This window comes from Niallia sp. 03133 (assembly GCF_052663225.1).
The window spans coordinates 59,020-84,935 of the sequence record NZ_JBQTCY010000011.1; the positions used below are offsets into that span (position 1 = coordinate 59,020).

The 25,916-nt window shown below is 35.5% G+C and carries 28 protein-coding genes, 1 pseudogene, 1 riboswitch and 1 other annotated feature; of the genes and pseudogenes, 20 read left to right on the forward strand and 9 right to left on the reverse strand.

Going from position 1 to position 25,916, the window contains the following annotated elements; all coding sequences use genetic code 11:
- The first annotated feature begins 305 nt into the window (after positions 1-305).
- Positions 306-512, forward strand: a complete 207-nt coding sequence (locus ACTYBU_RS16010; RefSeq protein ID WP_445491266.1) for a hypothetical protein — start codon at positions 306-308, stop codon at positions 510-512.
- Between the two features lie 102 nt (positions 513-614).
- On the opposite strand, the gene ACTYBU_RS16015 is transcribed toward ACTYBU_RS16010, so the two are convergent.
- The 3 genes from ACTYBU_RS16015 to ACTYBU_RS16025 form a co-directional block, all read right to left on the reverse strand.
- Positions 615-938 (reverse strand): hypothetical protein, encoded by a 324-nt coding sequence (locus ACTYBU_RS16015; protein ID WP_445491268.1) that lies wholly within the window; start codon positions 936-938, stop codon positions 615-617.
- A 72-nt stretch (positions 939-1,010) separates the two neighbouring features.
- Positions 1,011-1,118: riboswitch (SAM riboswitch) on the reverse strand.
- A gap of 321 nt (positions 1,119-1,439) precedes the next feature.
- Positions 1,440-1,643: a hypothetical protein gene (locus tag ACTYBU_RS16020; protein ID WP_445491269.1), complete on the reverse strand. Its 204-nt coding sequence runs from the start codon at positions 1,641-1,643 to the stop codon at positions 1,440-1,442.
- Positions 1,644-1,967: 324 nt separating this feature from the next.
- Positions 1,968-2,477, reverse strand: a complete 510-nt coding sequence (locus ACTYBU_RS16025) for a ferritin (RefSeq protein WP_445491270.1) — start codon at positions 2,475-2,477, stop codon at positions 1,968-1,970.
- Positions 2,478-2,722: 245 nt separating this feature from the next.
- Between ACTYBU_RS16025 and ACTYBU_RS16030 the strand changes: the two genes are divergently transcribed.
- The 11 genes from ACTYBU_RS16030 (at position 2,723) to pduL (ending at position 12,123) form a co-directional block, all read left to right on the forward strand.
- The gene (locus tag ACTYBU_RS16030; RefSeq protein WP_445491272.1) at positions 2,723-3,433 is read left to right on the forward strand and encodes a DUF421 domain-containing protein; all 711 of its coding nucleotides are present in this window, start codon (positions 2,723-2,725) and stop codon (positions 3,431-3,433) included.
- Between the two features lie 171 nt (positions 3,434-3,604).
- Entirely contained in the window at positions 3,605-4,192 is a 588-nt protein-coding gene (locus ACTYBU_RS16035; RefSeq protein WP_445491274.1) for a hypothetical protein, read from the forward strand.
- Positions 4,193-4,789: 597 nt separating this feature from the next.
- Positions 4,790-4,969: a hypothetical protein gene (locus ACTYBU_RS16040; RefSeq protein WP_445491275.1), complete on the forward strand. Its 180-nt coding sequence runs from the start codon at positions 4,790-4,792 to the stop codon at positions 4,967-4,969.
- 158 nt (positions 4,970-5,127) lie between these two features.
- On the forward strand, positions 5,128-5,337 hold the full coding sequence (locus tag ACTYBU_RS16045; protein WP_445491276.1) for a hypothetical protein: 210 nt from the start codon (positions 5,128-5,130) through the stop codon (positions 5,335-5,337).
- A 63-nt stretch (positions 5,338-5,400) separates the two neighbouring features.
- Positions 5,401-6,813 (forward strand): methyl-accepting chemotaxis protein, encoded by a 1,413-nt coding sequence (locus ACTYBU_RS16050; protein WP_445491278.1) that lies wholly within the window; start codon positions 5,401-5,403, stop codon positions 6,811-6,813.
- Between the two features lie 598 nt (positions 6,814-7,411).
- On the forward strand, positions 7,412-7,858 hold the full coding sequence (locus ACTYBU_RS16055; RefSeq protein WP_445491279.1) for a cupredoxin domain-containing protein: 447 nt from the start codon (positions 7,412-7,414) through the stop codon (positions 7,856-7,858).
- 290 nt (positions 7,859-8,148) lie between these two features.
- Entirely contained in the window at positions 8,149-9,129 is a 981-nt protein-coding gene (locus ACTYBU_RS16060; RefSeq protein WP_445491281.1) for an aldo/keto reductase, read from the forward strand.
- Positions 9,130-9,235: 106 nt separating this feature from the next.
- On the forward strand, positions 9,236-9,376 hold the full coding sequence (gene sspO / locus ACTYBU_RS16065) for a small acid-soluble spore protein O (protein ID WP_445491283.1): 141 nt from the start codon (positions 9,236-9,238) through the stop codon (positions 9,374-9,376).
- A 422-nt stretch (positions 9,377-9,798) separates the two neighbouring features.
- Positions 9,799-11,022 carry a M20 metallopeptidase family protein gene (locus tag ACTYBU_RS16070; protein ID WP_445491285.1) on the forward strand — a complete coding sequence of 408 codons (1,224 nt, stop codon included), beginning with the start codon at positions 9,799-9,801 and terminating at the stop codon, positions 11,020-11,022.
- A gap of 110 nt (positions 11,023-11,132) precedes the next feature.
- Positions 11,133-11,336 carry a hypothetical protein gene (locus ACTYBU_RS16075; RefSeq protein WP_445491287.1) on the forward strand — a complete coding sequence of 68 codons (204 nt, stop codon included), beginning with the start codon at positions 11,133-11,135 and terminating at the stop codon, positions 11,334-11,336.
- Between the two features lie 217 nt (positions 11,337-11,553).
- Complete coding sequence (gene pduL / locus ACTYBU_RS16080; protein ID WP_445491289.1) at positions 11,554-12,123, forward strand: phosphate propanoyltransferase; 570 nt, start codon at positions 11,554-11,556, stop codon at positions 12,121-12,123.
- Between the two features lie 125 nt (positions 12,124-12,248).
- On the opposite strand, the gene ACTYBU_RS16085 is transcribed toward pduL, so the two are convergent.
- Positions 12,249-12,953, reverse strand: a complete 705-nt coding sequence (locus ACTYBU_RS16085; RefSeq protein WP_445491436.1) for a DUF421 domain-containing protein — start codon at positions 12,951-12,953, stop codon at positions 12,249-12,251.
- A gap of 204 nt (positions 12,954-13,157) precedes the next feature.
- On the opposite strand from ACTYBU_RS16085, the gene truA reads away from it, so the two are divergent.
- The 3 genes from truA (at position 13,158) to ACTYBU_RS16100 (ending at position 17,987) form a co-directional block, all read left to right on the forward strand.
- Positions 13,158-13,895, forward strand: coding sequence for a tRNA pseudouridine(38-40) synthase TruA (truA, locus tag ACTYBU_RS16090; protein ID WP_445491291.1), 738 nt, complete (start codon positions 13,158-13,160; stop codon positions 13,893-13,895).
- A 488-nt stretch (positions 13,896-14,383) separates the two neighbouring features.
- Positions 14,384-14,633, forward strand: a binding site (T-box leader).
- A gap of 59 nt (positions 14,634-14,692) precedes the next feature.
- A complete protein-coding gene (locus ACTYBU_RS16095; RefSeq protein ID WP_445491292.1) occupies positions 14,693-15,394 on the forward strand; it encodes an SAM-dependent methyltransferase in 702 nt (233 codons plus the stop codon).
- A 109-nt stretch (positions 15,395-15,503) separates the two neighbouring features.
- Positions 15,504-17,987, forward strand: a complete 2,484-nt coding sequence (locus ACTYBU_RS16100; protein WP_445491293.1) for a helicase-related protein — start codon at positions 15,504-15,506, stop codon at positions 17,985-17,987.
- A 197-nt stretch (positions 17,988-18,184) separates the two neighbouring features.
- Here the strand turns inward: ACTYBU_RS16100 and ACTYBU_RS16105 are convergent, their stop codons facing one another.
- On the reverse strand, positions 18,185-18,571 hold the full coding sequence (locus ACTYBU_RS16105; protein WP_445491294.1) for an SET domain-containing protein: 387 nt from the start codon (positions 18,569-18,571) through the stop codon (positions 18,185-18,187).
- Between the two features lie 192 nt (positions 18,572-18,763).
- Here ACTYBU_RS16105 and ACTYBU_RS16110 point away from each other — a divergent pair, with 192 nt between their 5' ends.
- The 3 genes and pseudogenes from ACTYBU_RS16110 to ACTYBU_RS16120 all read left to right on the forward strand — a co-directional run bounded on the left by ACTYBU_RS16110 (position 18,764) and on the right by ACTYBU_RS16120 (position 19,788).
- Complete coding sequence (locus ACTYBU_RS16110) at positions 18,764-19,177, forward strand: DinB family protein (RefSeq protein ID WP_445491296.1); 414 nt, start codon at positions 18,764-18,766, stop codon at positions 19,175-19,177.
- Between the two features lie 48 nt (positions 19,178-19,225).
- Positions 19,226-19,587: pseudogene (locus tag ACTYBU_RS16115) on the forward strand (alpha-amylase family glycosyl hydrolase).
- Between the two features lie 3 nt (positions 19,588-19,590).
- Positions 19,591-19,788, forward strand: a complete 198-nt coding sequence (locus ACTYBU_RS16120; RefSeq protein WP_445491298.1) for a hypothetical protein — start codon at positions 19,591-19,593, stop codon at positions 19,786-19,788.
- Between the two features lie 212 nt (positions 19,789-20,000).
- Here ACTYBU_RS16120 and ACTYBU_RS16125 read toward each other — a convergent pair whose 3' ends face one another.
- Positions 20,001-20,885, reverse strand: coding sequence for a LysR family transcriptional regulator (locus tag ACTYBU_RS16125; RefSeq protein WP_445491300.1), 885 nt, complete (start codon positions 20,883-20,885; stop codon positions 20,001-20,003).
- 149 nt (positions 20,886-21,034) lie between these two features.
- Between ACTYBU_RS16125 and ACTYBU_RS16130 the strand changes: the two genes are divergently transcribed.
- Positions 21,035-22,285 carry an APC family permease gene (locus ACTYBU_RS16130; protein WP_445491301.1) on the forward strand — a complete coding sequence of 417 codons (1,251 nt, stop codon included), beginning with the start codon at positions 21,035-21,037 and terminating at the stop codon, positions 22,283-22,285.
- A 189-nt stretch (positions 22,286-22,474) separates the two neighbouring features.
- Positions 22,475-23,167: a Crp/Fnr family transcriptional regulator gene (locus ACTYBU_RS16135; RefSeq protein WP_445491302.1), complete on the forward strand. Its 693-nt coding sequence runs from the start codon at positions 22,475-22,477 to the stop codon at positions 23,165-23,167.
- A gap of 25 nt (positions 23,168-23,192) precedes the next feature.
- Here ACTYBU_RS16135 and hcp read toward each other — a convergent pair whose 3' ends face one another.
- From hcp to ACTYBU_RS16150, 3 genes are all read right to left on the reverse strand, one after another.
- Positions 23,193-24,479: a hydroxylamine reductase gene (gene hcp / locus ACTYBU_RS16140; RefSeq protein ID WP_445491303.1), complete on the reverse strand. Its 1,287-nt coding sequence runs from the start codon at positions 24,477-24,479 to the stop codon at positions 23,193-23,195.
- A 128-nt stretch (positions 24,480-24,607) separates the two neighbouring features.
- Positions 24,608-25,381, reverse strand: coding sequence for a VanZ family protein (locus tag ACTYBU_RS16145; protein WP_445491304.1), 774 nt, complete (start codon positions 25,379-25,381; stop codon positions 24,608-24,610).
- Positions 25,354-25,704: a PadR family transcriptional regulator gene (locus ACTYBU_RS16150; protein ID WP_445491305.1), complete on the reverse strand. Its 351-nt coding sequence runs from the start codon at positions 25,702-25,704 to the stop codon at positions 25,354-25,356. The genes ACTYBU_RS16145 and ACTYBU_RS16150 overlap by 28 nt, the downstream gene beginning before the upstream one ends.
- Between the last annotated feature and the right edge of the window lie 212 nt (positions 25,705-25,916).

Here is a 25,916-nt window from a genome sequence, read left to right on the forward strand (position 1 = left end):
GAGAATAACTGGAAAAAGGATTATCTCCTTTTAGGCAATATAAAGAAATGTGAAGAGTGTGAATTGTTTGTAAATTCTGGCAATCAATCTTGACTGTAATATATTGTCGTTATATAATTGATATTGTATAAAAAAGGAAAAATGCTTAAGCCAATAAACGCTAAAAAACTTCTAAGTATGACGATAATTTGAAGTGTAGAATTCGGTATTCCGTTTTACAGTAATTCAATTATCCTATACGTTTGATGATTTTTTGAGCGTTTTTCTTTTTTATGCAAAAAATTTATTTTTTGGAGGAATGGAAAATGGAAAAAATGTGTATGGATATGATGATGATGATGAGTATGGAAAAAATGATGTGTGAAATGAATTGTATGAAAATGATGATGGACAAGATGTCTGATATGAACATGGAAATGGACATGGACATGATGATGTCAAAAATGCAAGAGTGCGATGAAATGATGACATCTATGATGAGCATGATGGCAACCATGAAGGAAAAAATCTAATACATAGGAAGAAGCAGCTTTTCTGATATTAGCTGCTTCTTCATCTATGTTCAGTTCATGTAATTTATTTATACCATTAGCTTTTGAAAACTATGCATCTGATTAGGCTAATTTTTTTGCTAAACGAATCTGGCGGCTTAAAGAAATACGCTGCTGCTTTAGATCCCAAATTTTTTCATGTAAATCTTTATTTGAAGATTGATCTCGTAATTGGTGATACGTAGTAAGAATCTCTTTATTAATGTTATTATATTTTTCCCAAAGGTTATTAATGGATAAAGATTCGTTTTGCAGTTCCATTTCGTTATCGGTATTTTTAAGTTTTTCGATAATGTCAAGCTGCCAAGAGGTATCACCAATGCTTCCCGCATAAAGATATAAATCTAAATAATCATTTACCTTCAAGTTTGTCTTTCTAAATTTCATAAAAAGTTCCCCTTTCGTATACAAAAATCCTCTTCCTAAGAAGAGGATTTTTTTGTATAAAAAAGGTGCCTCTTCTTATCGTTCAAAGCTAAGCTTTGTTGGAATTAGCACCATACAAAATAAAAATTTGTGGTTGCTGAGGTTTCATCGGGCCAGTCCCTCCACCTCTCTGGATAAGAGATTTTTAATAGTATTTATATTATTTTTTTATTCTAATTGAAATACTCGGAATTGTCAATGTTATTTTTTGAATTAGCTGATTAAAATAACCAGTAAAAAATAAGGAGGTGGAAAGGTTTACTTTACTATTTAATTATTTTAAAATAATTATTTTGTTTTTTGAAACGTTTTCGTGATAGGTAATGCCTAAAGGTTAGAAAAAAGAGGTGGTGAGTACATTGGCATTAGATAAAAATATAATCAACGCAAAAAAAGGAAATAAAAAGCCATTTTAAGAGTTAGTTGAAGAAGCTGTCATTACACTTTTAGACAGGTTATCGTTCAACGTAAAGGGATAAATGGACCCAAATATGGGTAGGATTGAGGTATATCCTGTGGACTTGGTTGAATATTGTATTGGGTTCCTCCTATATGATAATGGTGTGGGTGTGGACCGTGATAAGTCATGCTCCACGCGCCGTACATTGGATGTGGAAATCCATAATAAATAACGCCACTATTCATTCCAGTGGTAATTGTGTACATTAAACCAACTCCCTTCATTTAAGAATTTTCATATTTTATGCTGCATAAACAAGGAAGGAGTATGTCTACATAAAAAATTGTCTTTTAATTTTTTAATTATGAATCAGACATTTATAGTTCACTTAAGTATGGAGTTTAAATGATTGAGGAAGGGGATTCGTGAGGGGATAGTTAATTTTCAGGGAACAACATAAATCATAGTATGAATTGTAATATATTATTGGAATTTCAAGCATATATATGAATTTCTAGTGTCTGATTATTTAAGACCTGTTTTTATTGCATTTAAAAATCTTTGAAGGCATATTGTTCTGAAAGAAAGTATTATCCTGCTGGAGGAGCTGTTGGCAGTGCTCTTTTTCCAAGTTCTTGATCTAATAATAAAATAGCGGATGGATTATTGTCAGCAATAGTTAATCGATCTACTACTGTTTGGGATTGAGCTTCTTCATCTACTTGTTCTTTTAAAAATTCTTGCATAAGAATGGCTGTTTGTTGGTCTAGCTTTGATGTATAGTCATAGGCCTTCCTATAAGCATCCGTGACATATTTTTCGTGATTAAGAACTTTTTCAAACGTTTCTAAAGGTGAACCATAATCAGTTAGCTGATTAGGCAAAGCCTGAATTTCAACAGTTCCTCCTCTATCTGTAACGTAATCAATTAACTTTAGCAGATGAGTCCTTTCTTCTTCAGCTTGGACTCTTAACCAATTCGCCATACAAACATAATTTTTTGTAGACATGGAAGCAGACATTGATAAATATAAGGTAGATGATAAATTTTCAACACCAATTAAATTATTTAATAGTTTTTGGACTTGTTCATTTAACATTTTAATCCCCTCCAAAACCTGTTGATATGAAATTATATAATAAATAGTATGTCTTTATTCATTATTTTTTTCAGAATTAAACACTAATATGGCATTTTTCCCCTAGCTGCGGTGAAGGGTTTTTTTCTGGGAAAAAGGAGTAATGTTATTTTGTAGAGAATTTAAAAAATTCCTTTAGTTTTGAATCAGAGGAAGACAATAAGCAAAGTATATACTGTACATTTCAAAATAGAAAGGAAGAGAGTATGCCTGAACATTATGAGGTTATTATTAGATCAATTATTGCTTTTAGTCTTCTACTAATTGGATCTCGAATCTTAGGTAAGCAAACTATTTCCCAAATGACCATATTTGATTTTATAGCCTCTATTTCAATGGGAGCAATTGCAGCAAACTTAGCTTTTAATACATCCGTAAAAATTCATCATATTATTTTGGCATATAGTATTTTTGTTATTATTAGTTTATTTACTGCTTTTATTTCAATGAAAAGTAGAAAAGCACGGAAGTTTTTTGCAGGTGACCCAACAATAGTAATACAGAATGGGATGATATTAGAAAGTAATATGAGGAAAATGCGTTATACGCTAGATTATTTGAATCAACAATTAAGAGAAAAAGATGTATTTAATATGGAAGAAGTACTTTATGCAATTATTGAAACGAATGGAACATTAACAGTGTTAAAAAAATCTCCTTATAGATATGCTACAAGACAAGATTTAATGCTTCATGAAACTTCCCAAGAAAAACTTCCAATAGAGCTTATTATGGATGGAGAAATGGTGAGTCAAAACTTAGAACAAAACAACATCTCGCAAGATTGGTTGGAAATGCAGTTAAACAAAAGAAAAGTAAACGTAAGCGAGGTTATGTATGCTGTAATGGCTGCTAATGGAAATCTTTATATTGATAAATATAAAGATAATATTACTTCACCAATTGATAAAGAATAGAAGATAAAAACTACAAAAATTATTTTCTATGGGGTCATTAATGAAATTTTAAATATTGGGATTTATAATTACTTATGATACGAGAATTTGTAAATGTTAGCTCCAGAAAAAAATTGAATTTTTTATAATATGCAAATAAAGTGAGTAATTGCATAAAATGGAGGTGCAAAGATGGACAAAAAGCAAATCGTGCTAGTAATGAAAGGGATTAATGTGTTGATATGGGTAGCCTGGATATCATCACTTATATTTGGTGGACTAGCATTATATACCACATTAAAAATAGGAAGTAGTCCTTTACTTTTAGGACGAGATGGAGAAAGCATAAACAAACAAGCAGGTACTTTGGCAGAAATAATCGGAATAGCTACAGGTGTTCTATGGCTGCTTAGGAAAGCAATAGTTTATATAAAAAATAGGGGAAGCTTGTTAAAAGAATGGATTCGACAATTATATATGGTCATACGTAAGCATCATATCTCCTTAGGGTTACTTACATTATTTATTACTTTTACACATGGTTTTTATTTCTTTCTGATTACTAATGTAAATACAAACAAAGGTTTTACGGTGGAAGATACTACGCTTAATTTTTATAGTGGAATTGCTGCTTTTATTTCATTAGTCATATTAGCATTGCTGGGGTGGTACCATCACTGTAAACAAAAAACTAAAAAGAATATCAAGTCCAAAAAGATGCATATGATATTTGCTTTAGTATTTGGAGTTTTGGCACTTATTCATATCTATCTTTTTTAGAAATGAATAAAATGGAAACAGAAAAAATACTCAAATGATTCTTTAAGAATCCCTGAAGGAGTCATTTTTTAGCGGCTTAATCCGAATAGAACGAGATTTCAAGTGGGAATATATGGAATGTAAAGGGACGAGACGAAAAATGAAGTATAAAGTTTTTGGAGAATTTTGGAGCAGCTTCCTGTTAATTATTCTTTGGAACAGTCAATTCTTGTCTGAAAAATTATGAAAAATGGGTTGTAACAGAGAAAGCTACGCTACGATACTTCCATACTTTAATAGTTTGAAAAAATTATATAAATATATATAGGAGGATTATAAAGGGGTTTAAAGAAAAAAAATGAGGCTTTTAAAATGCTTAAACTTACTATTCGTCCATTTATTTTGACAAGTGCTTCATTTACAGGAACCCCGCGTTATGCAACTGCCACTTGAACGGGAGATAACAGGAGTAGTTGAGAGTTCTTGAGAGCTTCTTTTTTTTCAAGATATGAATGTCAGTTTGACGGGATTTGCAATGGTTGGGAGCGATATCTTGCGGTTTTACAAAAAAACTAAATAGTTCAATACTACAAAGATTCTTCATTAAAACAATATACATTGAAAATAAATAATGCAGAAAAACCATCAAGTATTCAAGCTGAATCTCGAAAATATCAAGAAGTTCGTTCTGTGGCAGAAACAAAAGGGAAAACCAACACAATCTTTTACAACAGAAAAACAAAGACCCTTTATGTTAGTATTCCTGTTAAAGAGGGCAATGAAATATGGATTCGTTAAAATAATGATGGTTTTTAACATAAAAAGCAATGGAATTTTTTTATAAACAAAAATTCCCGCTGTAAGATAGATAATTGCATCCGATAATATAGGAGGTGAGCATGTTCATTCAACAATAGAATGAGACTGCTTAAATCATTTTACAGCGGGGGCAAAGGATGAAAGTAAAATTACAATTGGTTATAATTTGTTCTATTTTTACTATATCAATGATAGGAATAGGCGGCTACGCTAATAATCTTATACATTCATCTCTTAAACAAAGCGAGACATTAAAAAATACAAAGGAAATGCAGCGGCTGGCAACCTATATTCAATATCGAATTACAGGCATTTCCAATGATGAACGAGCCTTCCTGCTAACGTGAGATAATCAGTATACAAATGAAATGAAAGAAAAAACGGAAGATATCAATAATACGATAAAAAAGATGGAAAGATTACCTATTTATCACAACTATCAAAAGGATAGCAACAATTTAGCTGCAAGCTTTAATAGCTTTATAGAAATGAGCGATCAAGTTTCCACTTTATATAATCAAGATCAAGCAGCAGCAGAGAATCTGCATTTTCAAGAGCTTCGATCATTGCGTAAAGAGGTGCTTGATCCTTCTGTTAATCAGTTAGTAACCAATATAGATAAACGTGTAGAGGAAATAGACAGGGAATATCAACAACATGCAGATAGGACACGAACTATTTTATATACTGCTGTCATCCTTTCTGTCGTAATAGGTATTACATTAGGAATATTGCTTTTAAAATCTATCCTTACACCATTAAATCAATTGAACAAACAAATGAATGCTATTTCGAATGGTGAAGGGGATTTAACAAAAAGAGTAAAGGTAAAAGGGAAAAATGAGTTTGGAGAATTAGTTTATTCTTTTAATACCTTTGTAGAAACACTTCAAGAAATGATGACACAAATTGGGCAAACTTCTATAAAAGTAGCCCAATCATCAGAAGAGTTATCTGCTAGTATGGAGCAAGCACAAACTTCATCTGGGCAAGTGGCTGATTCTATTCAATCGATAGCAGAAAATAATAGTTTGCAAACTGAAATGACACAAAAGAGTTTGAATGCGGTGAATATTTCTCTTCAAAATGTAAAGTCCGTTTCGATAAATGCCAATAATGTAGCAGATGCATCGACAGATATTAAGTGGAAAGCAGAAAATGGTGCTGCTGCTGTGGAGAAAATGCAATCACAAATGGGAACGATACATGATTCAGTAGGACGCGCAGAACAAGTATTACAGTCCCTTGTTCAAAGTACGGATGAAATTAAAAAAATATCTTCCTTTATTACAGAAATAGCAAATCAAACGAATTTGTTAGCATTAAATGCTGCAATTGAAGCAGCTAGAGCTGGAGAAAATGGCAAAGGATTTGCTGTGGTTGCGGATGAAGTGAGGAAATTAGCAGATGAAACCAATACATCTGCACAGCATATTCACACACTGATAACTACCATACAAAGTCAATCTAACGAAACTGTAAATAATATGCAAATAGTCAAAGGAAATGTTGACTCCGGCATTCAATTAACGGGAGAAACAAACCAGCATATTAAAGCTATTTTACAAAGCATTGAATTAGTAGCTGCTCAGGTTCAAGAGGTTGCGGCTACGACTCACCATATCACTACAGGAGTAGAAGAAGTACAGCAGTCAATGGAAATCATCACCGTTGGCTCCAAGGAAACATTAGAAAATACAGAAAGTGTAGCTGCTGCTACAGAAGAACAAACAGCATCTTTTGAAGAAGTTTCTATTTCTGCTGCTTCTTTATCAAAATTAGCAGACGAATTACAGTCGCTGATATCTGGATTTAAAGTGTAAAGGATAAGCAAAAGTTATGTAAGGAAGCTATTTCAAGTTGATAATAACGAATTAGAGAGATTAAGCAGCATGAGTTGAACTCACGCAGCTTATTTTTTTTAAAAGATAAGAAAGTATAAGTTTTCTGAAGTCTGACGGGTGTCTAGCGCAAGCGCCCTATCGACTTCAACGCTTCCCTCACCTCGCTTGCGTAGTCAACATCGACGCTTGCGCTCTTCGTGTTTCCTTTATCACTCGATTCAGTCCAGCTTTTTCCGTCGATGAGCAAGGGCGCTTGCGCTTTTCTTATCACAGAGCAACTATAAACGCAATATACGTCTCCCCTAAAAAAAACGAGGAAGCAGAAATAGCTAAGAATTCAAATGATAGCAGTCATTAAAAGGGAAAAGCTGCTCTAAGATCGTAACGTCCGTTATGTCTTCGTTTGTGTAATCCACTCCCTGTGAACCGCAGGCTTCCATCAGTGGGGGAAGGAAGAAAACCCCTACTGATGAAAGTTCGCTTTATATGATTTATATAAATAAATTAAATAATAGACAACTTCTCCCTTCTTTTTACATACATATTAAAGAACACAAGCAGATATGGGGGGAGTTTCGTGAGGATTGTGTTTATTGAAAAGAAATGGTTTATATTTTTAGCCATTTGCATTCTCCTTTTTGTAGGAGGCTGGTTTCTGGGAAGGCCGGAAGCCATCGAGACAACAGGATCTTTAACTACAGCAAAAAAAATCACCATCAATATGGTCACCGGCGAATTTAAATCTACAATGGTTGATGGAAAAGAAATAGAAGCATATCGCTGGGATCCTGGGACGATTTATGTACCGAAGGGGGAAGCTGTTTTACTAAGCATATATGGTGTAAACGGCAAAGAACATCCATTTTATATTGAAGGTACTAACATTAAAGGTACAGTCAAAAAAGGCAAAGAAACCGTTTTAAATTTGCGCTTTAAGAAAGAAGGAGTCTATAGACTTATTTGTACCACCCATCATGACATTAATCATAATGGGCCAATGATCGCTTATATCATAGTGGACTAGATTATAAGATATCGGTTGCTTACTATTCGATGTCTGTCATTCAAGGAGGATATTCTTCCATTAATTCGTAATGTGACAAATTTCATATGTAATAAAGATTATTTTATTAAATATTTTATAAAAATGAAAAAATTTATGATCATCAATGATGTGTTTGATGCCTTGTTCTCCTTTCCAAAAAGGGGATTTTTGTTTGCAGTGAGTTTTGGAAAAAGTAGTCCGAATTTTGTGATCTTTCGGAAAATTATATATACTTTATATATAATCTCAAGAAAGCAGGTGCAAAGTAAATGGACTATGTGAAACTTGGCAATACTGGTATGGATGTATCGCGGCTTTGTCTTGGCTGTATGAGCTTTGGTGTACCAGAGCGGGGAAGCCACCAATGGGTTTTGGATGAAGAAAAAAGTCGCCCGATTATCAAAAAAGCGCTGGAATTTGGCATTAATTTTTTTGATACAGCGAATGTCTATTCAGATGGTACAAGTGAAGAAATTGTAGGGAGGGCTTTAAAGGACTATGCGAATCGGGAGGAGATAGTCTTAGCAACAAAGGTTCATGGCCGCATGCATCAAGGTCCAAATGGTGCTGGGCTTTCTCGCAAGGCAATAATGAGTGAAATAGATAATAGTCTTAGACGACTTGGAACCGATTATGTAGACCTGTACCAAATCCATCGCTGGGATTACCATACACCAATTGAAGAGACAATGGAAGCACTTCATGATGTCGTGAAGGCAGGAAAAGCGAGATATATCGGTGCTTCATCTATGTACGCATGGCAGTTTCTGAAGGCGCTGCATATTGCCGAGAAAAAAGGATGGACACGATTTGTCTCTATGCAGAATCATTTAAATCTTTTGTACCGAGAAGAAGAACGGGAGATGATGCCGCTTTGCCAAGAAGAAGGTATTGGCGTTATTCCTTGGAGTCCACTGGCAAGAGGAAAATTGACGAGGGAGTGGGCAGAAGCAACTGCCCGTTCGGAAACCGATGAATTTGGGAAAACATTGTATGCATCAACCGTTGATGCTGACCGGCTTGTTGTGAAACGAGTTGCTGAAATAGCGAAAAAACGAGGTGTTTCTCGTGCGCAGATTGCCCTTGCTTGGGTGCTGCAAAAAGAGCCTGTCACCTCGCCAATCATTGGCTCTACTAAAATGTCTCATCTTGAAGATGCAGTTTCAGCACTTTCTATTACGCTGACTCAAGAAGAAATAACCTTGTTAGAAGAACCTTATGTGCCGCATCCTGTTCTAGGGTTTAGCTAAATTCCTGGCAGCTTTATTTTGCCCATCACAAGGTTTTGCCTCCATACTAAATCCATACATATTTAGTATCCATATTAGGTAAAATACGTGATGGAGGTGCTTGGAAATGAGCAAAACGAAAAAGAACGTTAGCGATAAACAAGCGGTAAAAGGGAACTTGTCCAATCAATATGATCATGAATTTGCAAATGAACCGCTGACTGCAGCTGAAAAGTTAAATAATAAAAAAACAAAAAAACGACAGTAGAATTTAATGATGATAAGCTAGGAAAAAGGTGTGTCTATGATGACGCACCTTTTATGCTATCTAAAAAAAATCGCCTTCACTCTTGTTAGATTTTCCAATGTTAAGATTTTTTTAAAACGATATCAACCGTTTGGATCAGCCTGAAGTTTTCAAGTTTAACCGACTCTTAACGGGCAGTAACACCCCCACTGTTGGAAGTTTACTTTATTTCGTCTCTTCAGCAACTATTAAAAAGAAAATATTTCGGGATTCGGAAGAGCTTAATTGTTTTCAATGCCTATCTTTTGTATACTATTTTATAGATATAATATTCTGAAAATACAGAAATGATCCGTTTGGACTTGAATAATACCAGAAAATTGCTGCTGAGAAATAAGAAGATAATTCATACTTCTTAAAATTTGTCATAGGAGGAAGCGTATATGCTAAACAGTTGGAATCAACAGTTAGAAGAAATGTTTGACAAAATGGTTGAGTGGCGCAGGCATATGCATCAATATCCTGAACTAACAAACCAAGAATATAAGACTTCTGAGATGATTGCTTCTATTTTATCTGGATATGGAATTGAAAGGAGGACAAATGTTGGCGGCATGGGAGTAGTCGGCATTATTAGAGGAGCAAAACCTGGGAAAACCATTGCATTAAGGGCTGACTTTGATGCATTGCCTATTCAGGACGAAAAAGAGGTTCCATATAAATCCAAAATCGATGGTGTAATGCATGCCTGTGGCCATGATGGACATACTGCCATTCTTTTAGCAGTGAGTAAAGTATTGCAAGAAAATAGGGAACAATTAGCTGGGAATGTAGTTCTGCTCTTTCAACATGCGGAAGAAGGCGGCGGTGGAGCAAAGAAAATGATTGCAGATAATTGTTTGGAAGGAGTAGATGTTGTCTTTGGCAACCATTTATGGAGTTTAATTCCTACAGGAACAATATCTTATACAAAAGGATATACCACTGCTGCAGGGGATGGGTTTCAAATTAAAATCAAAGGGAAAGGTGGACATGGTTCATCTCCACACGATACGATTGATTCTATTGCTGTTGCCGGTCAGTTGATCAATCAGCTTCAATATATTGTTAGTCGAAGAGTTCACCCTCAAAAAACTGCTGTCCTTTCCATTGGATCCATTCATGCTGGCGGCGCTGCGAATGTAATCGCAGATTCAGCAGTGTTAAAAGGAACGGTAAGAACGTATGAAAAAGAAGTGCAGCAATTAGTAGAAGCTGCTATGCATGATGCGATTAAAGGAATATGCTTAAGTTCCCAAGCTGATTACGAATTTGATTATTACCATGGAGTATCTGGTGTTTATAATCATCCGGAAGAAACAGATGTATTTTCCAGTACCATTAAAGCATCTTTGCCAGAATTGCAACTAGAAGAGGCGCCTGCCCTATTAGTTAGTGAAGATTTTGCAAATTATCTGGAAAAGAAACCAGGCATGCTGTTTTTTACAGGAGCTGGTAATGAATCAATAAATGCTGTTTTTCCCCACCATCACCCTAAATTTGATTTCGACGAGCGGGCAATGATTTATGGAGGCAAGGCAATGCTGGCAATTGTAGATTATTATTTAGTGAAAAATGCCATGGAGACAGCTGCTGAATATGAAACAGCAGGAAGTGAAGATAGATAAAAACCTAATCGTTCTTTACTAATTAAAAACCTTCATTCTATGAATGAGACTTTTTTAGTGTACATAAAATAAAACCAAAAGTTTACCCTATTTAATAGGAGGTGTAAACAATGGAAAATAACAAAGATTCCAATATGCCAGACTTCGACCGTTTAAATGATCGAGTTATTGCAGAAGGCAATGAACAGCCAGTCTTTTCAGTGAATACAAATCTAGATCCAAAAAATTCATTGGATGATAATCCGTATTTTGACAAAACGAAAAAGTATAGTAAGGAGGAATTAGAAAAATTCAGAAAGTTCTTTGGAGGTTAAGAATTTCTGCCAAGGTACATCGATTGGATGCTGCCTTGGTATAAACACATATTATTTTGTACATATTCAAATAAACTTTGTAAACTGGAATCTGACTTAATTTTAATGAAACAGCAGCAGTTCAACTGAATCATCTTACGAGTAAAAAAATTGAATGATTAAGCATCATCCATTGGGGGAAAAGTAACATACAAAACATAAAAAAGGAGTTCTAAAAATGATGCAAATCCCTATTGGAGTATCGAACAGACATATTCATTTAACAAAAGAGGATTTAGAAAAGTTGTTCGGTGAAGGCTATGAATTAACTAGCAAAAAGGAGTTATCGCAACCTGGTGAATTTGCGGCAGAAGAAACGGTGACGATAAAAACAGAAAAATCGGAGATAGCTAACGTGCGAATTCTTGGACCGATAAGAAAAGCGACTCAAATTGAAATTTCAAAAACAGATGCTTTTCACTTAAAGATCAATGCCCCAATACGTTCTTCTGGAAATATTGATGGCACGCCCGGAATAACCATTATTGGCCCCAAGGGTGAGTTGACGATTGAAAAAGGTGTCATCATTGCAGAGCGTCACATCCATATGACGACAAAAGATGCTGAAACTTTTAATGTGGAGGATGGACAATATGTTCGTGTGAAAGTAAGTGGGGAAAGAGAACTAATTTTCCATCAGGTATTAATTCGAGTGAAAGACAGTTATGCTTTAGATATGCACATTGATACAGACGAGGCTAACGCAGCTGGATTAAAAACCGGAGATAAGGGAGAAATAGTAAAATAAATGGGCTTCTCTTTTGAGAATACTATGTGGAAAATATGGGATAGCAATAAAATGTGAAGTTTTTATTGCTATCTTTTTTCGTTTCTAAATTTAAGCAATCTTACGATAATTAACTTAGTGCAAACTTATTTATACAAAAAGATTTTCAAATTATCCTCCTCATCAATAGTTGCTAATAGAATTTCATTTATATTCGAATAGCTGCTAGTTTTTAACTTGTTTTTTAGCCAGTCTTCATTTCTGCCTATCTGTTCTATCTGCTTTTTATCCACTTTTCCATCTTGGATAATGGTTCTTGGAAATGTAAATGGTTTTGTATTTAATTGCATGTCATCTGGTGTTGCTGTTTGATAGGGAGGGGATAAGAAAAATGAAATCGTTCCATCCGGCTCCCATAACGCAAGGGCAACATTTTGAACATCTTTAATTTTATTTTTGCGTAATTCAGATAATAAAATATCAATCGAAATCCTTGCTCTAACAAGATTTTTATAATGAATTTGTCCATTTTCAATGATGGAAAATGGCGGTTTATCAAAAAAGCTGCGCAGCCAATGCCACTTTAAAGTGGAAAATACACCAATCAAATAAAGAATGATGATTACTGTAATGGTTATCATCGATCCTTTTAATCCTAGTTGTTCATCAGACAATGGATGGGCAATGACATTTCCAATGACTAATGAAACAATAAAATCGAGTAATCTTAACTGTGAAATGGATCGCTGACCCATTATTTTCGTAACAAAGACTAAAAAAAAGAATGATACAATTCCCCTTAAAATCCATTGAATAGAAGAAAGTGATTCTTGACTATGAAAAAAATCCATGACACTACCAATCCCTTTTTTTCTTATTATCCATCTATTTTCTTCATTTATTACATGAAATCGGCAATTATTGCTATGTTTAATAAAAACAATCATCTATTAGAAGGTTGTATATTCTTTATGTTTCTCTTCAAAAAAGTTGTACAATTCACGAAAGAAAGGTACACTCTTTTTTAGGAAAAGAATGCTAACCAAGGAGAATATATGAACAATTACAAACTAATCATTCAGTACGACGGCGGGCGCTATAAAGGCTGGCAGCGACTAGGGAGTGGCGACAGCTCTATACAAGGAAAAATAGAAAATGTGTTAACGGAAATGGCAGGCGAAAAGGTCGAAATTATTGGATGCAGCAGAACGGATGCAGGTGTTCATGCGATCAGCCAAATTGCCAATTTTAAAATCAGCAAGACCTTTACAGAAACGGATGTCAAAAATTATTTGAATCGATATTTGCCTCAGGATATTAGCATTTTAGATGTTGTATTAGCAGCTGATCGTTTTCATGCAAGATACAATGCAAAGGATAAAACATATTTGTATAAGATTTGGAATGAGGAATATACGAATCCTTTTATGCGCAAGTATAGTATGCATATAGAAAAAAAGCTGGATATCGAAAAAATGAAACAAGCATGTAAACATTTTATTGGAAAGCATGATTTTACTGCTTTTTCTAATGCGAAATCGAAGAAAAAGTCAATGGAACGTGAGATATATGCTCTTCATATCGAACAAGAAGCAGGTTTTCTGCAAATTAGAGTCCGGGGAGATGGATTTCTTTATAATATGGTAAGAAAAATAGTAGGCACATTGATAGAAGTCGGATTAGGACGAATAGATGCCAACCAAATCCCTGGGATTTTAGAAGCAAAAGAACGAAACCAAACAGGCGGTATGGCTGATGCATGTGGATTGTATTTGGAAAAGGTAGATTTTTAGCAGCTGAATGCACCTAAAAAAGTATCTATTGTAAACTTTGTTTTTACTCTGAGAACTGTGTTGTACAAAAACAATGCAGTTCTTCCTATTTAGTAGTTTTTTTGTGGAGCAACACTTTGAAAAAAGGTAAACTTTTATCCCGCTCTTAACGGGCAGTAAGACCCCCACCTTAAGATGCCGAGAAATCGAGGAAGCTAGGTATTGAAACTCGCCCGTAAAGATCCGAGTGAGAGGTACACAAACTAAGATCGCCCCTTCTTGTGGCAACGTTTGTGTGATCCACATCCTGTGGAACTCAAGCTTTCGATCAGTGGGAGATGAGGAAAAACCTCCACTGATGGAAGTTTACTTTATAAAGAAATGAAAAGAAATTACTGGAATAACTTATTGTAGAACAAGGAAGAATGTGAAATATTTGACAGGCATCCAAATCAGTATTAAAATGAGAAAAATCAAAAAATGAAATATCACTGCTTGATGTTTCCATAAAATCTGCAATGATGAAGAGGAGTAGACATTAGGAACACTTTAGAGAGCTGATGGTTGGTGGGAATCAGAGTGGGAATTTTGTTGAATGGGCTTCGGAGTAGCCAAACTGAACGATTAGTAGGTAATGGCGAAAAGTCTCATCGATATAAGAGACAATGTATCGGACAATTATAGGTTGTTCCTGTACAGTAAGTGCGTTTATTTGTAATAAACGAACAAAGGTGGCACCACGGGTTTCTCGTCCTTTTTAGGATGAGGAGCCCTTTTTTATTTTTCATATAATAAATTGTGTAGGGAGATGCGTATATATGAATAAAGCAGGCTTGGATTTGGAACGGATCGTGTTTATTGGACGGACATTTGAAGAATACATGGCCATGTTTTCGCTGTCGATAGAGGAATTGGAAGGGAAAAAGATTTTGGATTGTCCAGCAGGTGCATGCTCTTTTACTGCTATTAGCCGGCAAAAGGGATTGGACGTAACAGCTTGTGACATCGCTTATTATCACTCGAACGAAGAACTTGCTAACAAAGGAGAAAAAGATCTTAAGCATGCGATGGAAAGTGTTGAAAAAGCAAAAAAACAGTATGTATTTGATTATTTTCAAAATGTAGAGGATTTAGCCCAGCATCGGGAACGCGCGCTCATCGATTGTACAGTAGATATGAAACAGAATTCGGAACGGTATATTCCAGTAACACTGCCATCTTTGCCGTTTGAAAATGAACAATTTGATATCATTTTATCTGCACACTTTTTATTTACATATGGAGATCGTCTAGACATAGCGTTTCATATGGAGGTGATGGAGGAATTAATAAGGGTGGCAAAAGAAGAAATTAGGATTTTTCCGCTTGTTGATCTCATTGGAAATCGGTATGAGCATTTGGACGAGATGGTGAAAAAACTGCAAATCAAAGGGCTTCAAGTGGAAGAAATACGTGTTCCCTATGAGTTTCAACAAAATGCGAATACTATGATGAAGATTCGAAAGAACGATAGTGCATAGAATTATTTTTCGCAGGTTATAAATCAAGTTAGAATAACTTATACATGAATTAGAAGAAATAAAAGACACTATATAAATAAGTTGAACTTTAAAAAGTAGGGGTTTTTTCATGAGCGATATATTAGCCGTTTATTATCATCAAGCAGTAGAACGTACAAAAGAAATGATTTTGCAGGATATAGACAGGTATTTACAAGGGAAGAAGCAAATCGTTTCCTATGAACAATATTTACGAGAAAGAGAAGAGTATATTAACCAAATTTGGTTAAATACATGGCTGAATATAGCAGCAAGCCACGCCACTTTTGATGAGAAGAAAAGCTATCTAACAGAGAAGGGATTGAGTATAGAAGGCGAAAGAAAAAAATTAATAAACAAACTGTTTCGAAATGAAATAAGAGAAATGAATCCATATGATTATCATGAATGGTTAAACAGTCTTTTTGCGAATCAATTGTCTGTATGGGAAACAAGGTATACAAATGCTAGAGAAGCGTATTTAGAAAGGGAAGTACAGGAGAAGAAAAAAGAGGTTCGCACGAAATTAGATAGAAAGTTTCAATACTATATCGAAAAAAATTTAGGGAAGCATTATGAGGAATTATACCTTTATGTTCGTTATTTAGTAGGAAGCCATTTGGCTATAGAAATAGAAAGAAAAGGAATGATTCTATCATCAAATGAGCTAACATTTGATGATTATTTATACAATGAAACGGAGCTGCCATATAATAAATTTCATTTTTTGGAGGATGCAGTGGAAGCATATGAACATTTCCTTCTGCAAAGTTTATATGATTTTGGACCGAATTGGCTAAAACAAACATTGCCTTCCCATCTAAAGGATGACTATTATGAGGTTTTTCAACAATCACTGCCAGATTCTTATCTGCTGGAAGTTGGAATGGATCTTTTTGAAGATATCAGCCTGGAATTTTTTGAGGAGCTTCTGGAAGAAAATGTAGCGGATCTTATCAAGCTGCTTGATATTCCTTTTGATCAAAAAATACATAAAGAAATGTATGAAAATGATCGGACAACAAGAATACAAAAAGAAATAGAAGACAAGGAAGAAAGAAGGCGGCGCAAAGAGGAAGAAGCACGAATGCTTGAGGATATTTTCGGAAGAGAATATAACCCTTCATCTGGCCGGAATATCCGTTATGTCCTTCATGTAGGCGAAACTAATACAGGAAAAACGTATCAAGCTATACAACGGATGAAGGAGGCAGAAAGTGGTCTGTATTTAGCTCCTTTGCGATTGTTGGCACTTGAAATTTATGAAAAATTAAATGAAGAGAATGTACGCTGTTCCTTAAAAACGGGGGAAGAAGAAAAGCTGACAATGGGTGCAAACCATCTGTCATGTACGGTGGAAATGTTTCATGAAAAGGATTTTTATGAAGTAATTGTCATCGATGAATCGCAAATGATCGCAGATAAGGATAGAGGCTTCGCCTGGTTTCGAGCCATTACAAAAGCAAATGCAAAAGAAGTGCATATTATCTGCAGTTTCCATGCAAAATCGATGATTCTGCAGCTGCTAGGAGAGTCTTATGTCGAGGTCCATGAATATAGAAGGGAGACTCCTTTAGAAGTGGAATCCCCGTTATTTCGGATAAATCAAACAAGAAAAGGAGATGCTCTTGTTTGTTTTTCGAGAAGAAGAGTGCTCGAAACGGCATCGGAGTTGCAAAGAACGGGTCGCCAAGTAAGCTTAATTTATGGAAGCATGCCGCCAGAAACAAGGAAAAAGCAGATGCAGCGATTTTTAGATGGGGAGACATCCGTCATTGTGTCCACAGATGCGATTGGAATGGGGTTGAATTTGCCGATTAGGCGAATTGTATTTTTGGAAAATGATAAATTTGACGGGACGAGGAGAAGATTGCTGACTTCTCAAGAAGTAAAACAAATTGCTGGTCGTGCGGGGCGTCGCGGTTTGTATGATGTCGGCAGAGTTGCTTTCACAAGTGATCCGAAAAAAATGGAACAGCTGCTCGAACGAAAGGATGAAGAACTAACAGGCTTTGCGATAGCTCCTACCTCTGCTGTTTTAGAAAGATTTCAAAAATATGCGAATAACTTAAGGCTGTTTTTTTACCTATGGGATCGCTTTAAAAGTCCTGAGGGTACAAAAAAAGCTACCCTATCAGAAGAAAGAATTTTGTATGAAATGATTGAAGATACAATTGTAGAGGCACGATTATCGGTAAACGATTTATTTGGTTTTTTACGCCTTCCTTTTGCCACAAGTGAACCTGCATTACGGGCACAATGGAAAGCAAATATGGAAGCAATTGTAGAAAATCTAGAACTGCCCGAGCCCTTCATAAAGGAATCAAGTCTGGAAGAGATGGAATTGACCTATAAATCAGTAGGCGTTCATCTATTATTTCTATATAAATTAGGGAAAAGAACCGAAGCTCTTTATTGGGAAAGAGTAAGAGAAGAGATAAGCAGCAAAATCCATGAACACTTAAAAGCAGGCATACCGAGTCGACAAAAGGTTTGCAGAGTTTGTGGATTGTCTCTTCCGGCACGGTTTAACTATCAAGTGTGCAATGATTGTTATTATGCAGGGAAGAGATAAAGTGAACCTTCCATCAGTGGGGGTTTTCTTCATTCCCCACTGATGGTTAGTTGAACTTATCGGACCTTTACGGGCGAGTTTCAACACCTAGATTCCTCGATTTCTCTGCTTCTTGAGGTGGGGGCTTACTGCCCGTTAAGAATGGGATAAAAAGCTGGCTTAAAAAGTCATTTAAGAGTTTTTAAGCCAGCTTTTCTTTATTCTTCTTTGTCTTTATTAAACCAAAGCGGTTCATTGTCATCGACATCGCCATTATAGTTGATGAGAATCTCATCTCCCGCTTTTATATCAGTAAATGCATAAAAGTCAAAGGTGTGATTGTCAAAATTGATATCATATGTTGCATTCGGTTTATAGGAATGGTTAAATAGCATTCCGTAGCCAAGAAGGATCGCAGTATGATTTATCCCATATTCAAAAACGTAATCTTCTAGTAACGTTTTTTCAATATATTTATGTTGGTCGTTAGGGTAGGGAATAACAGGTGCTGCATGTATAAGCTCCCCTTTTTTTATATCTTGAGTAGCGAAAACGCCTCTATTAAATTCTCCATCACTTAGTGGAGAAGTTTTTACTTCTATCATATTTGTCACCTACTTATCTTTTAAGTTTCTATCTAACTGTAACATTGTTGTGGAAAGAAAGGAAATGATTGTTTCAAAAACATGATTCTATACTAGTATTTTGGTTTCCTAGCACTGCAAATGGTATAATTTCACTTAATACAAGCAAGATTATTTTGTCATTTTTGTTGAAAATGGCTTACTGAATTTGGCATGACGGTGGATACAGTGAAAAATGCTGATACTGTTCCTTCCTCGGCGAAAGAAATGGCGGATGCTTTTTGCAAGGTAGCTGCTGACACAAATGAAGCAGTAAAACAGCAATGGACAGATCAATCCTTTAGCGAGATGACAAATGTATTTGGAAGAAACATGCCGAAAGCAGCAACCCTGTCCCTTCTAATCAAACATATCAATCACCATCGCGGCCAAATGACCGTCTTGATGCGTCAATATATTGTGGGAGAAGTAGAGGACAACTCTAACGTAATAGGACCGTTTTTAAATAATGCTTTAACCTCTGGATTTAATTTTGATTTATCTAATAGCATCATCTCGACAGTAAAAAACGAACAAGATGCAGGAATTCCCCGTGATTTAGAAAAGGTGAGAGACAGTTATTACTAGCTATCCCACGGAAAATACAGGGACTCAACTTTTACAACCAACCATGATATGGATCGAGTAATAAGTCAATTGGATGGAAATCAAAATCACGCAAAAATGGCAGCAAGCATCTTGCTCACACTGCCTGGAAATCCATTTATTTATTATGGGGAAGAATTAGGGATGGAAGGAAAAAAACAGACGAAAATGTTCGTGAACCATTTGTATGGAATATAGATGAGAATAAATGGGGACAAAGTAAATGGATACCAAATAAATATAATACCAACCGAAAAAAAACTGCGCTAGAAGCACAAAAAAAGGATGAAAATTCTCTTTATAACCATTATAAAAAATTGATTCATGCAAGACGTTCAAGTGATATCCTTGTGAAAGGGGAAATTCAAAACACCGATTATCGTGATGCTTGATTAATGGTTTTTAAAAGGATATTAGAAAACAAAACGATACTGGTTATCCATAATTTAACGAGTGATGAAAAACAATTAACTCTTTCCGATAATGATCAATCATATAACCATATATATTTTACAACCAATGTTTGGAATAATGTGAAATATAAAGTATATCTTCAGCCATATAGTACTGTCATTTTAGATAGCAAATCATGACATGTATTAAATACTCACCAAAAAAACCTCTGGAAAATTTTCCAGAGGCTTTCGTATTTTACAAATATAAATAATGCACTTACGGATGTATTAACGAAGCACTTATTGAATAAGGAGTTTATCCCACACTTAACGGGCAGTAAAACCCCCACTGATGGAAGGTTCACTTTATTGTTTTAGGGAGTTATAATAAATATTTTGATAATTATAATCTATAAATCACCTGTTAGTGCTTTTTGTTTTTCGGCTACGAAATACTGTTTTGCCTCTTCGATAAAATAATGGACAATAGGAGAGACCCATCTGCTTTTATGGTAAAAAAGAAAGGTTGCAACCTTGCCATGCTTTTCATCAAGGCGTTTAGCTGCCAGCTTGCCTTCCTTTACTTCATTTTGGATCGTAATTTCTGGAACAAGCGCCATGCCTAATCCACATTGAACACACTGCTTTATCGCTTCAATGCTCCAAAATTCATGAAATTTGGTTGGAGACATCTTTTCCTCTGCAATAAATCTATCCAACAAGGAACGATAAGGACAGTTTTCTTCCGAATAGAGAATGGAATCAGGCTGAAGATGATTTGGGGAAAAAATAATACTCATATGCTCATCTGTCATTTTTTCCATTTCGAGGACTGGGGGCTTGTTAAAATCTAAATTAAGCAGCAGGGCAATATCTAGATCGCCAATTTCGACTAAATGCTGAATTTCCTCACATGTTCCCACTCGAACAGATAAATGCACATTTGGAAACTTTTCTTTATAAGATTGAATAATGGCAGGCAAACGATAAACGGTTAGAGATTCTGATGCACCAATTGTGATTTTTCCTTTTTTTGTAACAGAAGACTGATGAAGCTCCTTTGCTCCTTTATGCAAGCGCAGCATTTCATTAGCATAAGGAAGAAAGGACTTACCGAGCTCCGTTAAGGCAATGCTTTTGCCAAGCCGATCAAATAGTGGACCTTCTAACTCATATTCCAATGCTTGCATATGAGCTGTGATTGTAGATTGTGCATATCCAAGATGAAGTGCTGCCTTTGCAAATCCTCCTGCTTCTACGATTGATTTGAACGTTTGTAAATGACGTATTTCCATCCTAATCCCTCCGATTATCGGAAAAACCGATATCATCTATCATATATATCTATTTTACTGAAGGATGAACAGTGAATACAATAGGGAGTAAGAAATAAATACGCGTGTTTTTCTAATACTGCAAACGACTAAAGAAATGAGGAAAGCATATGAACCAAAGAAAAATTGGCTCCCTTACATTAAGTGGATTAATCATCGGACCTCTTTTAGGATCGGGAATTATATTACTGCCGCCTATTATTTATCATACTTCTGGGAATTATGCGATTTTTGCCTGGCTGCTCATGTCGATAATTGGCATATTTTTCGCCTTTCTTTGTGGGGAATTGACATTGATGTTTCCAGGGGAATCTGGCATCGGCAATGCGATTGAAAAAGCTTTTGGACAGCGAATGAAAATCCTTTCGTCGATTTTTTTAATGACCGCGGCATTTATGGGACCGATTGCCGTTATGATGACAGCTGCTGAGTATTTGCGTATATGGTTATTTGATTCAGCCATTAAGGCAGAGTGGATTGCAATTGTTCTTTTAGTAGTAAGTGGACTGACGCTGCTGTTTCGATTAACTTTTCTTGGGAATCTCTCACTAATTATTTCATCTATAGCAGTTGTGATTTTAACAAGTGGGAGTGTGTTTTCGCTGCTGTTCCATCATCGAAGTGAATTCGTGTTCGAGAATTTTCATGCACCCTCGTTTGAACATAGCCTATTGCTGCTTTTTTGGATTATTGTCGGATGGGAAATCATTGGGAACTATTCAGCAGAAGTGAAAAATCCAAAAAGAACGATCCGCAAAGCTATTTTCTTAAGTGCTTCTGTCATTACGATCGTCAATATGCTCATTGCTGCAGCTGTACAGTGGACGGATTTTTCAAGTAGCCAATTTTCGATTCAATTAACAGGCGTTTTGTATCCACTGTTTGGAGGATTGTCCATTAGTTTATTGACAATTGTAGCTGTAGGGCTTTGCTTAACAACGTATTTGATGATTGCAGGGAGTGTCTCACGGCTAATATCGTCACTTTCCCAGTCGGTGCCGTCACTTCATATTTTAACAAAAAAATCAAAAACTGGTGTACCAATTGCTGCTATACTGCTGCTCATTATGATTCATTTAACCGTTAGCATCCTCGTGCTGCTTCATCTTGTTACAGTGGAAAACCTTGTGGCTCTGGCAAATGCATTTTTTATCTCTAACGCTCTCATTGGCATACTTGCAGCAGTTAAATTATTTACAAGCGGATTAATGAAAGGAATCGCTATTTTCTTAAGCATTTTATTTGGACTTTTGCTGCTTCGCTCCTCTATCGTGGCACTGATCATTATTATAGTTCTTACTATCTTGTTTGTTTTCTATAAGCGTGGATACAGATGGATGAGATTGTGGAAAGCTGGGTGAATCAATAAAAGGTCCAATGGAAAAAGGAAAGGAATTAGCACTATATAGCCGCTTGCTTATTATACCCGTTATAGGTACGGAAATGGTTATTTGTTGGGAGAAATATTTGAATTTTTAAGTTATAATTGCCCTCTTTTTTTCTTTTGGTAAAATAGATAGAAATAAAGAAAAGTATCATAGAGGTGCGAAATGAATAGCCAGGATATTAGGAATCTATTATCAGAGTTTTCTCTTTTTCAACAGCTTACCCATCATGAATTGTCAAGGGTTGTTGAAATAGGGATTTGTCGAACATTTAAAAAAGGCAGCCACGTATTTCAGCAGGATGAACCGCTTGAGAATGTGTATTTTATTTTTGATGGAAAAGTGAAGATTTATAGAGCTGATTTAAGTGGCAAAGAACAGCTTGTTGGGATTTTAACAAAAGGAGAAATGTTTCCCCATGTAGGTTTTTTCCGAAAAGGAGGCTACCCTGCTTTTGCAAAAGTGCAGGAAGATGCCTTATTGATTGTTATTCCAATCAAAGCATTTGAAAAAATAGTAATGGAACATCCTGAACTCTGTATCAAAGTATTTAATGTGCTTGGAGAAAAAATAGTGGATCTACAAGAACGATTAGGAGAACAAATATTAAATAATACGTATGAGCAAGTCATCAAACTGCTGATACGGTTAAGTAAAATACATGGGAAAAAATTAGATGACGGGTTTGTTCTTTTAACCGGAGAGTTCACGAATAAGGATCTAGCCAATATGATTGGAACAACAAGAGAAACGGTCAGCAGAACATTTACAAAGCTAAAAAAAGAGCAATTAATCCGTACTCATGAAGGTGATATCATCATACATCCGGACAAATTGCTTGATCGATTATTTCAATAAAAAACAGTGAGCATCTCACCATTTTTTACTGAAGCATTTCTTGCAAATCTTCTTGTGCCGTACCAATTAATTTTAAGTTGAAAGTTTCTTGCAGAACTTGCATGACTCCATCGGAGATAAATTCTGGCGGTTTTGGCCCAATACGAATATCTTGAATACCTAAACTAAATAATCCTAGTAAAATAGCAACCGCTTTTTGTTCGAACCAGGAAAGAACAATACTGATAGGCAGCTCATGAATAGAACATTCAAATGCGTCAGCCAACGCCTTGGCAATTTTTATAGTGGAGCCAGAGTTGTTGCACTGTCCTAAATCGATGTATCTCGGAATATTGGTACCAGGAACGATTCCATAATCTACATCATTAAAGCGGAACTTGCCGCATGAAGTCGTTAAAATTACAGTTTCTGGAGGAAGAGAAGTTGCTAGCTCCCGATAATATTCTCCGCCTTTTCCAGGAGCATCGCAGCCTGCAATCACAAAGAAGCGTTTAATTTTCCCTGTCTTTACTGCAGCAATCACTTCTGGAGCAAGGCCAAGCACCGTTTCATGATGGAAGCCGGTTAATAAAGTTTCCTCGGATTCAATATTTGCTTCTGGCAATTCTAATGCTCTGTCGATAAGTATGGAAAAATCATTATCTTCGATCTTTTGCACATTTTCCAACCCGGCTACTTCATACGAGAACATTCTGTCCGCATATGATCCTTTGATTGGCATAACACAATTGGTTGTGGCTAAAATTGCCCCAGGGAATTTTTCAAATAAACGGCGTTGGTCATACCATGCTTTTCCGATGTTGCCTTTCAAATGAGCATATTTCTTTAGTGCTGGATAACCGTGAGCTGGAAGCATTTCAGAATGAGTATAAATATTGATTCCTTTGCCCTCTGTTTGCTTTAATAATTCTTCCAATGCAAATAAATTATGACCTGTTACGATAATGCATTTGCCTTCTATTTTATTTTGCGAAACGCGAATAGGCTGTGGAATACCTAATCGGTTGGTATGGGCTTCATCAAGCATTTCCATTACACGAACCGCTGATTGGCCAACTTTCATGGCCATATTAATATGTTCCTGGACATTGAAATTGGAATTAGTCAGTGTCATATATAATGCCTCATGTGTAGTCGCATCCACGAAAGCATCTGTCGCCCCTAGTTGAGCAGCATGGGTACGATACGCAGCGATCCCTTTTAGTGCAAAAATAATCGTATCTTGCAAACTAGCGATCGTTTCATCTTTTCCACAAACGCCGATTATCTTACATCCGCCCTTTGGCGTCTGTTCACATTGATAACAAAACATTCTTCTTTCCCCCTCTTAATTCTTACAGTGATACAATCAGCATACAGTGCATCTTTATCGAACAATGTGATATAAATCACCATTCAGCAGCTGTCATAAATTGTTCACAAAATAAGAGAGAGGTAGAATTATTCGTTTAATATTCTTTTTGATGCCAACTTTTTTGCTAAAATAGCAATTTTGATAAGTATGCTTATTGCAAAATACCCTATTACAGCCCCTATTGTATTTAAAATAATATCATCAATATCAAATTGGCCAATATGCAGGGCAATTTGCAGAAACTCAAGGAAGAAGCTTATCAGGATGCTGCTGAGACATACTTTCGAGAATTTTTTGTATTTTTTAAACAAAAGGGGAAGGAAGAATCCTAATGGCACAAAAATTAGAATGTTTCCCAAAAGGTTATCTATTATTATATTTAGATTATAATGATCTCTATCAACGATATATTGAAGAATATTTCGGAAGGGCATGATATTGGCATTTGCTTTCCATGTTTGTAAATCAAAGTAGTTTGGCGTAGGAGAGCTGAAATACCAATTATAATGGAAACTAATGCCGTTTTTATAATTTACAAGGATAAATAATACCCGTTCTATGATTAATCTCCAAAGTACGATTAAAGAGAATATAGAAAATAAAAACCAACTGCTTAGTTTTAGTAATTTTGCATAAGGAGATAAGGAACTATTATATCCAGTTTGGATTTTCTTTATATCACCAAAGCTTTTTAATGCGTGTTGGATCGCTTCATCTTCTGTATAGCCTTGTTCAAGATATTCTTTTTTTAACATAAATAAGTGATCCGCTATTTCATCTCTTATTTCTTTCTTTTCTTCGTCATTACAATCTAATTTTGTTACAATCTGGTTTATATAGGCTTCCATGTTTTTATCCATGCTAATCCCTCCGAAGTTACTTTTATTAAATCATTCACTTTTCTCCATTCGCCAAGTTTTCTGCTCAGTTCTTTTTTGCCGCTGTCCGCAATTCGATAATACTTTCTTCTTCCACCTAATTCGGAATTTTCCCAGTAGGATTGGATCCATTCGTGTTTTTCTAAGCGTTTTAAAGCTGGATAGAGTGTTCCTTCGCTCATTGTGTAAATGTCGTTGCTATTTTCTTTTAACGTTTTAACCATTTCATAGCCATACATATCTTTTTTTGACAAGAGGGATAGAAGCAAAATATCAATACTGCCTTTCATAATCTCTTTATCCATGCTAAAACTCCTTCTGGTAACTTTTTCTATATAGGACATTGTAATACATGGTACATCGTATTGCAAGGGTATCTTTCATATAGTTCAATTGATGACAGTAATTACTTTGATTGTTACATTTTAAAGCCAGAGAAACATTAGTTGCATTACTATAAAATGTGATGCAGCCTTGTAACTCAATTGTTGTATTCCAAACTATTTAGTGGACTGGC

Coding starts and splice junctions, on each gene's coding strand:
- ACTYBU_RS16075 (WP_445491287.1), top strand. CDS start 11,133: ATGGAAAATAACAAAGATTCCAATATGCCAGACTTCGACCGTTTAAAT.
- ACTYBU_RS16110 (WP_445491296.1), top strand. CDS start 18,764: ATGACGGTGGATACAGTGAAAAATGCTGATACTGTTCCTTCCTCGGCG.
- ACTYBU_RS16135 (WP_445491302.1), top strand. CDS start 22,475: ATGAATAGCCAGGATATTAGGAATCTATTATCAGAGTTTTCTCTTTTT.
- ACTYBU_RS16095 (WP_445491292.1), top strand. CDS start 14,693: ATGAATAAAGCAGGCTTGGATTTGGAACGGATCGTGTTTATTGGACGG.
- ACTYBU_RS16150 (WP_445491305.1), bottom strand. CDS start 25,704: ATGGATAAAGAGATTATGAAAGGCAGTATTGATATTTTGCTTCTATCC.
- ACTYBU_RS16100 (WP_445491293.1), top strand. CDS start 15,504: ATGAGCGATATATTAGCCGTTTATTATCATCAAGCAGTAGAACGTACA.
- ACTYBU_RS16085 (WP_445491436.1), bottom strand. CDS start 12,953: ATGGATTTTTTTCATAGTCAAGAATCACTTTCTTCTATTCAATGGATT.
- ACTYBU_RS16060 (WP_445491281.1), top strand. CDS start 8,149: ATGGACTATGTGAAACTTGGCAATACTGGTATGGATGTATCGCGGCTT.
- ACTYBU_RS16120 (WP_445491298.1), top strand. CDS start 19,591: ATGGTTTTTAAAAGGATATTAGAAAACAAAACGATACTGGTTATCCAT.
- pduL (WP_445491289.1), top strand. CDS start 11,554: ATGATGCAAATCCCTATTGGAGTATCGAACAGACATATTCATTTAACA.
- ACTYBU_RS16050 (WP_445491278.1), top strand. CDS start 5,401: ATGGAAAGATTACCTATTTATCACAACTATCAAAAGGATAGCAACAAT.
- ACTYBU_RS16010 (WP_445491266.1), top strand. CDS start 306: ATGGAAAAAATGTGTATGGATATGATGATGATGATGAGTATGGAAAAA.
- ACTYBU_RS16145 (WP_445491304.1), bottom strand. CDS start 25,381: ATGGATAAAAACATGGAAGCCTATATAAACCAGATTGTAACAAAATTA.
- ACTYBU_RS16035 (WP_445491274.1), top strand. CDS start 3,605: ATGGACAAAAAGCAAATCGTGCTAGTAATGAAAGGGATTAATGTGTTG.
- sspO (WP_445491283.1), top strand. CDS start 9,236: ATGAGCAAAACGAAAAAGAACGTTAGCGATAAACAAGCGGTAAAAGGG.
- ACTYBU_RS16025 (WP_445491270.1), bottom strand. CDS start 2,477: ATGTTAAATGAACAAGTCCAAAAACTATTAAATAATTTAATTGGTGTT.
- ACTYBU_RS16020 (WP_445491269.1), bottom strand. CDS start 1,643: ATGTACACAATTACCACTGGAATGAATAGTGGCGTTATTTATTATGGA.
- ACTYBU_RS16045 (WP_445491276.1), top strand. CDS start 5,128: ATGAAAGTAAAATTACAATTGGTTATAATTTGTTCTATTTTTACTATA.
- ACTYBU_RS16130 (WP_445491301.1), top strand. CDS start 21,035: ATGAACCAAAGAAAAATTGGCTCCCTTACATTAAGTGGATTAATCATC.
- truA (WP_445491291.1), top strand. CDS start 13,158: ATGAACAATTACAAACTAATCATTCAGTACGACGGCGGGCGCTATAAA.
- ACTYBU_RS16125 (WP_445491300.1), bottom strand. CDS start 20,885: ATGGAAATACGTCATTTACAAACGTTCAAATCAATCGTAGAAGCAGGA.
- ACTYBU_RS16030 (WP_445491272.1), top strand. CDS start 2,723: ATGCCTGAACATTATGAGGTTATTATTAGATCAATTATTGCTTTTAGT.
- ACTYBU_RS16070 (WP_445491285.1), top strand. CDS start 9,799: ATGCTAAACAGTTGGAATCAACAGTTAGAAGAAATGTTTGACAAAATG.
- hcp (WP_445491303.1), bottom strand. CDS start 24,479: ATGTTTTGTTATCAATGTGAACAGACGCCAAAGGGCGGATGTAAGATA.
- ACTYBU_RS16015 (WP_445491268.1), bottom strand. CDS start 938: ATGAAATTTAGAAAGACAAACTTGAAGGTAAATGATTATTTAGATTTA.
- ACTYBU_RS16105 (WP_445491294.1), bottom strand. CDS start 18,571: ATGATAGAAGTAAAAACTTCTCCACTAAGTGATGGAGAATTTAATAGA.